This window comes from Actinoallomurus sp. CA-142502, from assembly GCF_050936355.1.
Taxonomy (GTDB): Bacteria; Actinomycetota; Actinomycetes; order Streptosporangiales; family Streptosporangiaceae; genus Actinoallomurus; species Actinoallomurus iriomotensis.
The window spans coordinates 10,551,144-10,564,462 of record NZ_JBNJMY010000001.1 but is presented as its reverse complement, the minus strand read 5'-3'; the positions used below and the strand labels follow the sequence as shown (position 1 = coordinate 10,564,462).

Here is a 13,319-nt window from a genome sequence, read left to right as displayed (position 1 = left end):
ACATGCGACGAGTTCTAGACGCCGGCCGCCGCCGACAGCGCACGCGCGGTCAGGACCGTCGCGAGGTGCCGGCGGTAGTCGGAGGATCCGTGCAGGTCGCTGGGTGGGCTGGTGCCCTCGGCGGCGCTTGCGGCCGCCGCGCGGAACGCCTCCCGGTCGGCCGCGCCGCCCCGGACCGCCGCCTCCACCGCCGACGCGCGTACCGGCGTCGAACCCATGTTGGTCAGGCCGATCCGGGCCCCGGCGACCTCGCCGCCCGAGCGGTCGACGAGGCACGCGACGCCGACGATGGCCCAGGCCTGCGCCGTCCGGTGGAACTTCTCGTAGTGGAAGCCCCAGCCGGCGAAGGCCTTCGGCAGGCGGACGCCGACCAGGACCTCGTCGGGTTCGAGCGTCGAGGTCAGGTAGTCGGCGAAGAACTCGGCCGCCGGGATCTCCCGCGACGACGTGACGAACACCCCGTCCATCGCCAGCACGACCGCCGGCAGGTCGCCCGCCGGGTCCGCGTGCGCGAGCGAGCCGCCGAAGGTGCCCCGGTGGCGTACGGCCGGGTCGGCGACGGTCGAGGTGGCCGCCGCGACCAGGGGCGCGTGCTCGCGGATCAGCGGATCGCGCAGCACGTCGTAGTGCGTCGTCATGGCGCCCACCAGCAGTGAGGAGCCCTCGTCGCGCACACCGTGCAGCTCCGGCACCGAGGCGACGTCGATCAGCACCTCGGGGAACGCCAGCCGCAGGCGCAGCAGCGGCAGCAGGCTCTGCCCGCCCGCGATCACCTTGCCCTCGTCGCCGGCGTCGCGCAGCGCCGAGACCGCCTCATCCAGCGACGACGGCCGGACATAGTCGAACGATCCGGGAATCATGCCTCACTCCTGCTGTCCTCGGTGGCCGATCCGAGCCCGCCGCCCGCACCGGGCCGCGTCGAGTGTTCCGGTCCACCCCCGCGCAAGGCCCGCCACACGCGTTCGGGCGTGCACGGCATGGGCACGTCGTCCACCCCGTACGGGCGGAGGGCGTCGACGATCGCGTTCACCACGGCGGGCGTGGAGGCGATCGTGCCGGCCTCGCCGACGCCCTTGACGCCCAGCGGGTTCGTGGTCGCCGGCGTCTCGGTGCGGTCGGTGGTGAACGTCGGCAGGTCCGAGGCCGCCGGGAGCAGGTAGTCGGCCATCGTCGTGGTCGTCAGGTTGCCGTCGGCGTCGTAGACCGCCTCCTCGTACAGCGCCTGGGCGATGCCCTGCGCCAGGCCGCCGTGCACCTGGCCCTCGACGATCAGCGGATTGACCACCTTGCCGACGTCGTCCACCGCGACGTACGAGCGGATCTTGACGTACCCGGTCTCGGTGTCCACCTCGGCGGCGCACAGGTGCGTGCCGTGCGGGAAGGAGAAGTTGTCCGGGTCGTGCGTGGCGTCGGAGTCGAGCGACGGCTCGAAGCCCTCGGGCAGGTCGTGCGCCGCGAAGGCGGCCAGCGACACCTCCTGCAGCGTCCGCGACTGGTCGGGCACGCCGCGTACGGAGAACGCGCCTCCTTCGAAATCGATGTCCTTCTCGTCGGCCTCCAGCAGGTGCGCGGCCATCCGGCGGGCCTTGTCGATCACCTTGTCGCAGGCGTTGTACAGCGCCACGCCGCCGACGGCGAGGGACCGCGAGCCGTAGGTGTCCATGCCCTTGGGCGAGACGGCGGTGTCGCCGTGCAGCACGCGTACGTCCTCGAACGGCACGCCCAGCCGGTCGGCGGTGATCTGCGCCCACGCCGTCTCGTGCCCCTGCCCGTGCGCCGACGAGCCGGTCACCACCTCGACCTTGCCGGACGGCAGCACCCGTACGGACGCGTGCTCCCAGCCGCCCGCGCCGTACGACAGCGAGCCGAGCACCCGCGACGGCGCGAGACCGCACATCTCGGTGAACGTCGAGACGCCGATGCCGAGCTGCACGGGATCGCCGCGGTCGCGCCGGTCGGCCTGTTCGGCGCGCAGTTCGTCATAGTGGAACAGCTGCCGCGCCTTGTCCGTCGCGGCCTCGTAGTTGCCGGAGTCGTAGGTCAGCCCGGCGATCGTCTCGTACGGGAACTCCTCGTGCTTGATCCAGTTGCGGCGGCGCACCTCCAGCGGGTCGAGGGACAGCTCGCCGGCCAGCTCGTCCATCAGCCGCTCGATCGCGTACGTGGCCTCCGGCCGGCCGGCGCCCCGGTACGCGTCGGTCGGGGTCTTGGTGGTGAAGATCCCGGCGCACTTGAAGTGGTAGGCGTCCATCTTGTAGATGCCGTTGAACATGAACGCGCCCAGCAGCGGGACGCCCGGCGTGACCAGCATCAGGTAGGCGCCCATGTCGGCGAGCAGGTCGACCTTGAGCCCGCGGATCCGCCCGTCCGAGTCGGCCGCCAGCGACAGCCGCTGGATCTGGTCGCGGCCGTGGTGGACGGTCGCGTTGCCCTCGCTGCGCGACTCGGTCCACTTGATCGGGCGGCCGAGCCGTTTTGTCAGCAGGAGGCAGGCCACCTCCTCGCCGTACACCTGGAGCTTGGAGCCGAAACCGCCGCCGACGTCCGGCGCGACGACCCGGAGCCGGTGCTCGGGGATGCCGGTCACGGTGGCCAGCATCAGCCGCAGAATGTGCGGGATCTGCGTCGCCGACCACAGGGTGTACTCGTCGCCCACGGCCGAGCAGACCACCGCGCGCGGCTCCATCGCGGTCGGGATCAGCCGCTGCTGGACGTACCGGCGTTCGATGACGACCGGTGCGTCACGGAAGGCCGCGTCGATGTCACCCGCCTCGAAGACCCACTCGTAGGACTTGTTCGTGCCCTTGTCGGCGTGGACGAGGTCGGCGCCCTCCCTGACCGCCGACTCCATGTCCAGCACGGCGGGCAGGGACTCGTAGTCGACGTCGATCGCCTCGAGCGCGTCCGCGGCGGCGTACCGGTCGCGGGCCACCACGACGGCCACCGGCTCGCCGACGTACCGGACCTCGCTCACCGCGATCGGCGGATGGTCCGGCAGCACCATGTCCTCGGTGACCGGCCATGCGCACGGCAGGCTGCCCTGCTCGTCGGCCAGGTCCGCGCCGGTGAAGACCGCGATCACGCCGGGCCGCTCGCGGGCCTCGCTCACGTCGATCGCGGTGATGCGCGCGTGCGCGACCGGGCTGCGCAGGAACGCCGCGTGGAGCAGGCCCGGCAGCTGGATGTTGTCGGTCCAGTTGGTCCGTCCGGTGATCAGCCGGGCGTCTTCGGAGCGCAGGCGGGCGCTGCCGATCTCGGGGGCGGCGGTCATCGGGTGGCCTCCTGCTGCGCCGGATTCGGGCTGAGGTCGCCGGCGGCTCGCCTCACCGCTCGCACGATGTTCTGGTAGCCCGTACAGCGGCACAGATTGCCTTCGAGCCCCTCGCGTACCTCCTCGTCGGAGGGGTCGGGGTTCTCCCGCAGCAGGTCGAGCGCGGCCATGATCATGCCGGGGGTGCAGTAGCCGCACTGGAGGGCGTGCTCCTGGTGGAAGGCGCGCTGGAGCGGGTGCAGCCCCTGGCCGTCGCCGAGACCCTCGATGGTGGTGACGTCCTGCCCGTCGGCTTGGACGGCGAGGACGGAGCAGCTCTTGACGCTCATGCCGTCGAGGAGGACGGTGCACGCGCCGCAGTTGGATGTGTCGCAGCCGATGGGCGTCCCGACCTTGCCGAGGCGGTCACGGAGATAGTGGGCGAGTAGAAGACGCGGCTCGACGTCATCGTCGTACTTGACTCCGTCGACCTCTATGGACACGCGCGGCATTCGTCCTCCCTGGATGAACTGTTTGCGAACCTGGGCGTGCCAGGCATCCAGGAGGTCCGCGGGTTCGTCGGTGCGCCGGCCACATGACGTTGCCTTCTTCGTCGAAGGAAAGTGGCAGAGGGGAGCGTCGCGGTGGCGCTCTTTCGTACGAGGAGTGCGTCGCGGCGGTGGTCAGCCCTTGGCGGGCTGCTCGGGCAGGACCACCTTGTGGGTACGGCGTGCGCCGGAACGATGCTTGCGGCGGATACGCGCGGAGGCTTTGCGGATGCGTCTGGTGCGGCTACGCGGCATCACGAACTCCTGTGGCAAGGAGGCTGGTGGTGCCAACGTAAGCCTCAACACCCCCCGTAGACCAGAGCTGGCGCAACGTCGCCACCGGATCATCACCGACCACTCTCGTTCACTTGACCGTCCCGCGGCCGCCACGAGGCGTTTTCGATTCGGGCGCGGGCTTGTCGTTCGTTCCGGCTGTGGTAGCACTGCACGCATGGACGACAAGAGCGGTCAGCGCGCCGGTTACCACCACGGCTCCCTGCCCTCGGCTCTCGTCGCGGCGGCGCTCGACCTCCTGGACGAACGCGGGCTCGACAAGGTGAGCGTGCGCGAGGTCGCGCGCCGCGCCGGCGTGTCGCCGGGGGCCCCGTTCCGGCACTTCAGCGACCGGCAGGCGCTGCTGACGGCGGTCACGGACCGGATCCTGGCCGACTTCGAGGAATGGCAGTCCGCGGCGCTCGCGAGCGCCCAGGGTCCGGCGATGCACGCCTACGGTCTGGGGTTCGTGCGGTACGCGATCCGGCATCCGCACCGTTTCGAGCTGATCAAATCGAGGGTCTTCGGCGCCGAACAGCCGGACGAGCTCCGGGGCCGGCTGTCCCGCCTGGAGCAGACCCTGGGCGACATCGTCGTGGCGGGCCAGCGGGCGGGCGAACTCCCGGACGGCGACCCCATCATGATCGCCATCGCGGGTCAGGCGCTGGTCTACGGGCTGTCCCAGATGATCATCGATGGCTATCTGCCGCGGTCCGAGGGGGAGGGGCTGGCCGAGCAGGTGCTGAACGCGTTCGGGCCGTCGGTCACGGGGTGCGGTCGCGGAGGCGACGCGTAGCCCGTTCTGCTTTCTCCCGTCTTCTCGTCATGAGAGAGTCAAGACTCTGATCTTGGTGTGAAGGCGAGGGTGCGCGGAGTGTCCAGCGGCAGGCTGCTACCGCTCAAGCCGGGTGATCCGCAGCGGGTCGGTCAGTACCTCCTGCTCGCACGGCTCGGAGCCGGCGGGATGGGCCGGGTCTACCTGGGCCGCTCGCAGGGCGGCCGTACGGTCGCGGTCAAGATCGTCCATCCCAACTTCGCCGACGACATGCGGTTCCGGCGGCGGTTCACGCAGGAGGTCGCGGCGGCCCGGCGCGTCGGCGGGTTCCATACCGCGCAGGTGGTGGACGCCGACACCGACGCCGATCCGCCGTGGCTCGTGACGGAGTACATCGCCGGTCCGTCGCTGCAGGAGGCCGTCGACGAGCACGGGGCGCTGCCCGAGCGGACGGTGGCGGCGCTCGGCGCGGGCCTGGCCGAGGGGCTGACGGCGATCCACGCCCGCGAGGTGGTCCACCGGGACCTCAAGCCCGGCAACGTGCTGCTCGCCTCGGACGGCCCACGGATCATCGACTTCGGCATCGCCCGCGCGCTGGACGCCACCTCGCAGACCACCCGCAGCGCCCTGATCGGCACGCCCGGGTACATGTCGCCCGAGCAGTTCCGCGGCCGCGAGGTCGGACCGGCCAGCGACGTGTTCTGCCTGGCGGCGGTGCTGGCGTTCGCCGCCACCGGCCGGGGACCGTTCGGCGAGGGGCCGGGTGACGCCCTCGGCTACCGGATCGTCAACGAGGAGCCCGACCTGACGGGCGTGCCCGCGTCGCTGCTGCCCCTGATCGCGGCCGGCCTGGAGAAGGACCCGGACGACCGGCCCGGCGTCGGGGAGTTCCTCGACCACTACTCCGCGCTGGTGGACGGCGAGGGACTGTCGCTGCCCCAGCCCGTCAACACGATGATCGTCACCCAGGTGGCGGAGACCAGCGCCCTGACCGGCGCGACCGTCCCCGATGACGTCCGCGAGAACGCGAAGGCTCCCGGGCCGCCGCCGGTCCCGCCCCAGTTCGCACCCCCGCCTCCGCCGCAGGGCCCTCCCTATTTCCCACCTTCGTCTCCGCCGCCGAACAAACCCGCGCAGCAGCAGGCGGTGTACGGGGTGGCGGCGCTGGTGGGTGCGGTGCTGCTCGCCGCGATCGTCTGGTTCGTCGTCAGCCAACAGGACAAGAACGACGCGTCGGGTTCGGGCGACGCGCGGGCGAGCGAGTCCCAGTCGTCCGATGAGGAGACCCCGACGCCGGACCCCACCGGCCAGGCGTTCGCGGCCATCTCGGCCGGCGACTGCCTGAACGCGTACATGGACCCGCACGCGAGGGACGAATGGAGCGAGGACCTGCCGCGTGCGGTCGACTGCGACCGTACGGACGCCTACGTGCGGGTCACCCGGGTGACGGACGGCACCTGCGACGACAAGCCCATCGACGGGAACGCGACGTGGAGCTACCGCGGCACGGGGAAGCCGGTCAACCTCTGCCTCGAACGCCAGCTTCGCGTCGGTGAGTGCTTCCTGGGGGTCAACGGCTCGAAGAAGGGCAGGCCCGCCATCAACTCCTTCGGGCTGATGACCTCGTGGGAATGCGGCAAGAGCACCGTCCCGCAGGAATTCAACTACATACTCCAGGTCACCGGGCTCACCAACGGCGCCTGCCCCAGCGACTCCTACACCTGGGACTTCCGCGGCGGCAACCTGTGCGCCAAGGTCGATTGAGGCCGAGCCTCGGGGCCGCCGTCACCGCGGTCTGAGTCAGGAACCTTGACCCGCGGCTGTCGCCCTGATGTAATCACCGCTTACATGAGGAAGGAGGCCGGATGCGCATACCACGATTCCCCGACCCCGCGGCGACGGGCACGGTGACCATCGGGGCGGAACCGGACGAGGCGTACAGCGTCATCAGCGATCCGCCGTCCATGGCCCTCCTCGCCGAGGAGACCTACAGCGCCCGCTGGCTGGACGGCGTCACCGCCCCCGCCGTCGGCGCCCGCTTCCGTGGCTACAACCGCAACGGGCCGCGTCGCTGGGCCACCACCTGCAGCATCACGGACGCCGATCCGGGCCGGCGCTTCGCCTACGAGGTGACGGCGCCGTTCAACGTTCCCGTCTCACGCTGGCAGTACGACATCGAGGCCACGGCGGACGGCTGCAAGGTCACCGAGACCAGCTGGGTGCGCGTGCCGCGCTGGTTCATCCCGTTCAGCATCGCGTTCACCGGCGTCGCCAACCGCGGCGGGGTCAACGGCGCCAACATCGCCGCCACACTGCGCCACCTCAAGGCGTACCTGGAGAGGAGACCCAACCTGCACACCGACGCCCGGCCGGTGGACACCGGTACGGGATAAGTTCGCCGCCGGAACCTCGGCCACCGGTTCGGCCGCCGGCGGCTCCACGCGCCGGCGGTGGGTGCCGTGCCAGACGGTGACGACGAAGACCAGCAGCCACACCAGGTTCAGCCAGCGGACGGCGAGGTGCTGGTACCCGTCCACCCGCACTCCGGGCAGCGTCATCACGGCCAGCATCACGCCGCGGACCACGAGCGGCCCGTCCAGCCGGGCGTACGGCCGCAGCGGGAGGGCGGCGAGCAGCGGCAGGAGCATCGCGTCGTACCAGGGGTACTGCAGGGGCGAGACGAGTGTCGTGCCGAACGCCAGCACCGCGACGGGCAGGAGGCCGGTGTCCGGCACGCGGCGCCACAGGGCGAACGGCAGGCCCGACCGCCACCACAGGAACGCGGTCAGCGTCACGGCCAGCAGCGCCATCCACACGGCGTACAGGCCGTGGTGATTGAGAATGACGTCCGGAACCGGCAGGTACCGGTCCTTCTTGCGGCCGAGGCGGGTGTGCAGCGAGTGGACGGCGGCCGGTCCGGCCAGCAGGTAGCCGCCACCCGCGACGAGCAGGAGGCCCAGCGCGGTAGCCACCGATCGCCTGATCCGTGCCGGGCCGAACCAGGCGACGGCGACCAGCGCGGCGGCCGGGAACAGGAAGGACGCCTTGACCGCGACGGCCGCGCCCCCGGCGGCGCCGCCGAGGATTCCCAAGAGTGACGGGCGGCGCAGCAGCCACAGGGCCAGCACCAGGAAGAACACCGCGAACACGTCCGCGTGCCCGCTGCCGACCATCCAGAACAGCATGATCGGGTTGACCGTCCACAGCAGGCAGGCCCGGACGCGGCGGACCGGGTCCGGACCCGCGAGGCGGTCGAGGAGGACGGCGGTGCCGGCGAACGCCGCCGCGTTCGCCCACTTGAGCAGGAAGATGATCCGCGCCATCGAGCCGGCGCCGACGTGCGCCGCCGCCCACTGGATCGCGGTCGTGACCGGCCCGTACACGGTCGGCACCCGCTGCCAGCCGCTCGGCAGCAGCACGCCGACCCGGTCGCCGGTACGCGCCAGCAGGAAGGGCGTCGTGACGTACGGGTCACGGCCGAGGTCGGCGATCCGCCCGTAGATCGCGTAGTTCAGGATGTCCACCGAGCCGGCCGGCGGCAGCAGCGCGAACACGCAGGCCGTGACGATCCCGGCGGCGAGCAGGCGTCCCGGGCCGGCGAGGCGCCCGCGGCGCAGGGCGTACAGGCCGGCCAGCGTGCCCGCCCCGGCGCTCAGCGCCGCGAACCAGGTCAGCGCGGTCACGACCGCGTGCGACGGCGAGGCGTGAAGCGTGAGGAACGGGCCGGTCGAGCCGAAGAACGGTACGGCGTCCGACGGGCCGAGCACCATGGTCGCGCACATGGCGGCGACGCTCGCCACCAGGGCGATCAGGGAGAGGGGACGCGCCATGTGACTCGACGCTATGGGGTCGATGTCGGCTTTCCACGGTCTGCTCCGTGGAGTTCACTCAACGCTCATCCACGGTTCGCGTGCAGGCTGAGGGCATAGCCGGGTCCGAGGTTGACCAGCTCACGGGGGTTGTCGGCGCCGTACACGCGGATGCGGTTGGCCCGCAGCGTGCGCTCGGCGACGCCCTGGTCGGTGATCGTCCGCTCGGACAGCTCGCCGGCGAGGACGGTGAGCACGGCGGCGCCCGGGTCGGCGTGGTGGCCGGGCGGCCAGACCGACAGCCACAGGTCGTTCGCGGCGGCGATCCGCACGGGCGTGCCGTCGAAGCGGGCGAGGTGCCACCAGTACGCGGGCCGGGCCGCGACCTCGCGGACGACGCCGGCCAGGCGGCCGACGGTGAGGCCGTCGACGGCCTCGTGGCTCTGCATGGTGAGATCGGGAATGGCCGAGAAGTTCATCAAGGGTCCTTCGGAGTGCGGCCGAACGCCGCGGGCTGACGTCTACGACGAAGATCAGGTCAGCGACAACACGAAGGACACAGCGCGATGACCGCGTGGCGGGACGCCACGTCGGCGGTCAGGAAGGTACGCGCTGGCATGGAAGAAGTCTGTAAGCCGTCACGGGGTCATGTCAAGCCGGACGAGCGCCCCTACCAGGCACGAAGCACTCAAACCGTACGGTGCCCCTGGAACAGTTCACCGGTTGGCCATTTCCGGTCCTGGTCTCGTACGCCGTCGGCCGCCACATCGGTGCGGTTTCGAGACGGGAGTTGATTATGGGACTCGATCGACGTCAGCACCCGCCCGGACTTCCGGCATCTCTCGACGATGCGCGGCCCGCTGCTCGCCCCGGTGCCCGCCGGCGCGCAGGTCCACTACCGCGTCCGGGCCGCCGACCCGTACGACGCGTCGCTGGTCTCGGCCCCGGCCACCGGCACGTTCGGCACCGCCCCGCGGACCCCTCGCCGGAGAAGGCGAAGGTCGCCGAGACCCTCGCGGATTACCGCGGCCAGCACAAGTGCAACCTGCTGGACGACAACCTGCGCGCCCTCGCCGCCCCGACGGTGAAGTTCCAGTGGGCCCCGCCGCAGGCCAACACCTCACCGCTGGAGAGATACCAGTTCTTCGGTGAAATCGCTATTAATGGGGGAATCGGGCGAATTGACCACGAATCTGCGCGATTGCACGGGCAAGGTGCTGTGGAGCGTTGCCCTTTCCCCTAAACGGTCGTCACGTTAGGTGCTCTTAAGGTAACGTCCTGTGACGTGCCATCCCCCCAGCACGACATCATCAATCAACTCTTCCGCGACCATCCGCGGCTGGCCGTCGACATCCTTCACGATGTGATGGGCGTCGACGTGCCGGTCGACCGGCCGGTGCGTGTGGAGAGCAACGATTTCAACGATCGGCCGTCGAAGGACTTCCAGCCCGACACGGTGATCGTCGTCGGCTCCCCGCGGGAGCCGGTGCACGGGATCATCGTGGAAGTCCAGCAGGAGAAGACCGAGGCGAAGCGTCGGCAGTTACCTCGCTACGCCGCGGCGTTGTGGCTGATGCTGAGATGCCCTGTGACGGTGCTGTGCGTCTGCCCTGACGCGGACGCCGCGGCCTGGTACGCCGAGCCGATCGAGACCAGCCTGCCCGGCTTCGTCCTCCGGGCGGTGGTGCTGGGGCCGAAACAGGTTCCGGTAATCACCGATCTTGAGGTGGTCGCCGCCCATCCCGAACTCGCCGCGCTGGGGGTAATGGTCCATGGCCGGAACCAGGAGGTACTCAGGACCTTCGCGTACGCCCTGAAGGCCGTGGAGGACAGCGAACACGGTGTGTATTACTCTGAATACGCATACGTTATGGCCACGCCCGAGGCTCAAAGCGTTCTAAGGAAGATCATGGCATCAACGGATTGGCCTGTTTTCAGTCCCTTCGCCAAGGAGCACTACGGCCGCGGCAAAGCCGACGGTCTGGAGGAAGGCCGGACGGAAGGCGAGGCCAAGGGGGAGGTCAAGTCGATTCTGACGATCTTGGCCGCCCGGCAGATCGAGGTGTCCGAAGACGTCCGCGCCCGCATTTGCGGCTGCACCGACATCGAGCAGCTGGACATGTGGCTCAAGCGCGCTGCCGTCGCTAACTCCGTGACGGACATATTCGACTGATCCGTCCGGTAAGCCCTGCTCGGGGGTGCCTACTTCGTCTCGGGGAAATCTAGGGTCGGAACGCGGGGATGACCTCCGTGCCGAAGCGGCGGATGCACTCCAGTTCCTGCTGGTGGTTCGGGCCTGACGCCATGCGGAAGGTCATGATGAGGTAGTTCGGGTCGAGTGCCTCCTGGAAGGCGCGGATCGAGGCGACACACTCGTCCGGGTTGCCGACGATCAGGCGGTCGATGCGGTGGCGGTCGAACTTGAAGTCCTCCTCCTCGGTGACGTCCTGGAGGAACGGCTCGCGGTCGGCCACCCAGCGCGGGACCTCCTTGAAGTAGAACCAGTGGTCGGCGCGGACGTGCGGCCACCAGGTGCGTTCGACGTCGGCCAAAGAGTCGGCGACCCAGCCGTCGCGTAGCAGGTTGACGCCCAGCTCGGGGGAGGTGCCGTACTCCTCGCCGGCGCTTCGGTACACCTCCGCCCAGTGCCTCATGACGTCGATGTTGTGCAGTGGATCGGTCGGCCAGGGGCAGCCGAAGCGGGCCGCTCGGCGTACGCCCGGTTCCGACATCGCGCCCAGCCACAGCTCGGCGCCCACCGGTCGGGGGGTCACCCGGCCCTTGATGTCGAAGTGCCTACCGTGGAAGTCGATCTCCTCCCCGGCCCACGCGCGCTGGACGATCTCGATGCACTCCTCGAAGCGCGACACCTGGGAGGCGGGGTCGATCCCGTACAGCTCGAACTCGGACGGGAAGTTTCCCAGCCCGCAGCCGAGTCGCAGGCGGCCGCCCGAGATGATGTCGACCATCGCCCCGTGCTCGGCGACGTGGATCGGGTGCTCGAACGGCAGCAGGTGGATCGTCGTGCCGATCTCGACGCGCTCGGTGATGGCGGCCAGCGCCCCGAGCGCCGCCCACGGTGAGGGCGGGTAGCCGTCGGGCATCATGTGGTGTTCCGGCACGAAGAGGCCGTCGAAGCCCGCCTGTTCGGCGACCCTGGCCGCGGCCAGGATCTCCTGCCACCGCCCGACGAGGTTCGCCCCGCCGGACGGGTCCTGAGGACGGAACAGGATGCCGAACTTCATCTTCAGCCCTCTCCTCATGGCGTCTCTCGACATGACCGTCCACCAGCGTATCGGTCAAGGGCTCGGTTGAACATACCAAAAAGTATTGCCGGGAATTAATTCCGAGCATTCTCGGGCCGATTAAAAATTGTAGGTGACTGGCGTCGGTCCCTGGCCTACTCCAGACGCCGGAGTACGCGCGTGCGCTCCTCAACGGTGATGAGGAGGCCGTTCGGGCGCGAATGGAACGGCGGAACATCCTTGCCAGGGAAAATCCACCGATGGTGCACGTCGTGCTGGATGAGGCGGCGCTCTACCGAGAGCGCGGGGGAAAGAGGTGATGCGCGGCCAACTCGAACACCTTGCGGCGTCCGTAGGGCTCGGCTGACGCTGCAAGTAGCCATTAGGACGTTCGCCCTTCCGCAGCAGGAGTCCCTCGACCTGATCAAAAAGGTGATTGAGGAAAGATGGACGTGACGAATCTCGACTGGCGTATGTCGGCACGCGGCGGCGACTGCGTCGAGGTCGCCGTCATCGAGAGCCGCGACTGAACGTTTCCCCGACTGCTACGGCCCCTCTTCTGTGAGGGGCCGTACCCGGGTCAGCTCAGTTGCCGGAGGAAGGCGACAAGAGCGGCGGTGAGTTCGGCGGGCGCGTCCTCTTGGACGAGGTGTCCCGCGCCGGCGATCGTTTCCAGCCGCGCGCCCGGGATGCGGGCGGCGAGTTCCGGTCCTTTCGCCACGGGGATCCAGGTGTCGTCTTGGCCCCAGCACACCAGCGTCGGGAGGTCGATCTCCCCGTACTGATCCTGGACTTCGTCGGTGTGGAGCTGGTCGGCCTGGGCGATCTGACGATAGAAGGCCGCCTGGCCGGGGTCGCCGAGCCAGGGCTGGACGAGCCGGTCGAGGACGGCGGGGTGCAGGCCGGGGCTGCTGGCCGAGCTGACGTACTCGCGCACGAGGGCGCGGTGCAGCGCGGGCGGCAGCGCTTCGAAGACCTCGGAGTGCGAGCCGACGAGCCGGAAGAACGGGGAACCCCACGGGGCCAGCGCGACCGGGTCGACCAGCGCGAGCGCGCGGTAGCGAACACCGTGCAGCAGATGCGCCCGCAAGGAGACGGCACCACCGAAGTCGTGGGCGACCACCAGCGGTTCTTCCATGCCCCAGTGCGTCAGGAGCTCGGTGAAGACCCGGCCCTGGGCGGCCAGAGACACATCCTGGCCGGCGAACTTCTCCGACGCGCCGTAACCGGGCATGTCCCACACGAACACCTGGTAGTCGCGGGCGAGCGCGCGGGCGACGGCGCGCCAGACGTACGAGGAGAAGGGGGTGCCGTGGAGCAGCACGACCGGAGACCGGCCGGGCTGTCCGAGGTGGTCCCACCGGACATCACCCGACGTGCTGCGGAAAGTCTCAGACAGCTGCCATTCACTCATGGCCA

At 69.9% G+C, this 13,319-nt stretch carries 11 protein-coding genes; 5 read left to right on the top strand and 6 right to left on the bottom strand.

The window, feature by feature from the left end; genetic code table 11:
- Nucleotides 1-14 precede the first annotated feature (14 nt).
- Genes ACQEV1_RS49520 through ACQEV1_RS49510 form a run of 3 tightly spaced genes read right to left on the bottom strand, consistent with a single transcriptional unit; the run spans nucleotide 15 to nucleotide 3,762 of the window.
- On the bottom strand, nucleotides 15-860 hold the full coding sequence (locus ACQEV1_RS49520) for an FAD binding domain-containing protein (protein WP_285625331.1): 846 nt from the start codon (nucleotides 858-860) through the stop codon (nucleotides 15-17).
- A complete protein-coding gene (locus ACQEV1_RS49515; protein WP_433404891.1) occupies nucleotides 857-3,271 on the bottom strand; it encodes a xanthine dehydrogenase family protein molybdopterin-binding subunit in 2,415 nt (804 codons plus the stop codon). The genes ACQEV1_RS49520 and ACQEV1_RS49515 overlap by 4 nt, the downstream gene beginning before the upstream one ends.
- Nucleotides 3,268-3,762, bottom strand: a complete 495-nt coding sequence (locus ACQEV1_RS49510) for a (2Fe-2S)-binding protein (protein ID WP_433404888.1) — start codon at nucleotides 3,760-3,762, stop codon at nucleotides 3,268-3,270. Before ACQEV1_RS49510 ends, ACQEV1_RS49515 begins: the two co-directional genes overlap by 4 nt.
- A gap of 487 nt (nucleotides 3,763-4,249) precedes the next feature.
- On the opposite strand from ACQEV1_RS49510, the gene ACQEV1_RS49505 reads away from it, so the two are divergent.
- The 3 genes from ACQEV1_RS49505 (at nucleotide 4,250) to ACQEV1_RS49495 (ending at nucleotide 7,239) form a co-directional block, all read left to right on the top strand.
- Nucleotides 4,250-4,867 carry a TetR/AcrR family transcriptional regulator gene (locus ACQEV1_RS49505; RefSeq protein ID WP_285625338.1) on the top strand — a complete coding sequence of 206 codons (618 nt, stop codon included), beginning with the start codon at nucleotides 4,250-4,252 and terminating at the stop codon, nucleotides 4,865-4,867.
- A 78-nt stretch (nucleotides 4,868-4,945) separates the two neighbouring features.
- Nucleotides 4,946-6,610 carry a serine/threonine-protein kinase gene (locus ACQEV1_RS49500; protein ID WP_433404885.1) on the top strand — a complete coding sequence of 555 codons (1,665 nt, stop codon included), beginning with the start codon at nucleotides 4,946-4,948 and terminating at the stop codon, nucleotides 6,608-6,610.
- A 101-nt stretch (nucleotides 6,611-6,711) separates the two neighbouring features.
- Nucleotides 6,712-7,239, top strand: coding sequence for an SRPBCC family protein (locus ACQEV1_RS49495; protein ID WP_433404883.1), 528 nt, complete (start codon nucleotides 6,712-6,714; stop codon nucleotides 7,237-7,239).
- Nucleotides 7,240-8,741: 1,502 nt separating this feature from the next.
- Here ACQEV1_RS49495 and ACQEV1_RS49490 read toward each other — a convergent pair.
- Nucleotides 8,742-9,134, bottom strand: a complete 393-nt coding sequence (locus ACQEV1_RS49490) for a cysteine dioxygenase (RefSeq protein WP_433404880.1) — start codon at nucleotides 9,132-9,134, stop codon at nucleotides 8,742-8,744.
- Nucleotides 9,135-9,940: 806 nt separating this feature from the next.
- Between ACQEV1_RS49490 and ACQEV1_RS49485 the strand changes: the two genes are divergently transcribed.
- On the top strand, nucleotides 9,941-10,828 hold the full coding sequence (locus ACQEV1_RS49485; protein WP_433404877.1) for a hypothetical protein: 888 nt from the start codon (nucleotides 9,941-9,943) through the stop codon (nucleotides 10,826-10,828).
- Between the two features lie 49 nt (nucleotides 10,829-10,877).
- Here ACQEV1_RS49485 and ACQEV1_RS49480 read toward each other — a convergent pair whose 3' ends face one another.
- Entirely contained in the window at nucleotides 10,878-11,900 is a 1,023-nt protein-coding gene (locus tag ACQEV1_RS49480) for an LLM class flavin-dependent oxidoreductase (RefSeq protein ID WP_433404874.1), read from the bottom strand.
- Nucleotides 11,901-12,037: 137 nt separating this feature from the next.
- On the opposite strand from ACQEV1_RS49480, the gene ACQEV1_RS49475 reads away from it, so the two are divergent.
- Nucleotides 12,038-12,220 carry a Scr1 family TA system antitoxin-like transcriptional regulator gene (locus ACQEV1_RS49475; RefSeq protein WP_433406157.1) on the top strand — a complete coding sequence of 61 codons (183 nt, stop codon included), beginning with the start codon at nucleotides 12,038-12,040 and terminating at the stop codon, nucleotides 12,218-12,220.
- Between the two features lie 260 nt (nucleotides 12,221-12,480).
- Here the strand turns inward: ACQEV1_RS49475 and ACQEV1_RS49470 are convergent, their stop codons facing one another.
- Nucleotides 12,481-13,314 (bottom strand): alpha/beta fold hydrolase, encoded by an 834-nt coding sequence (locus ACQEV1_RS49470; protein WP_433404871.1) that lies wholly within the window; start codon nucleotides 13,312-13,314, stop codon nucleotides 12,481-12,483.
- Nucleotides 13,315-13,319 lie beyond the last annotated feature (5 nt).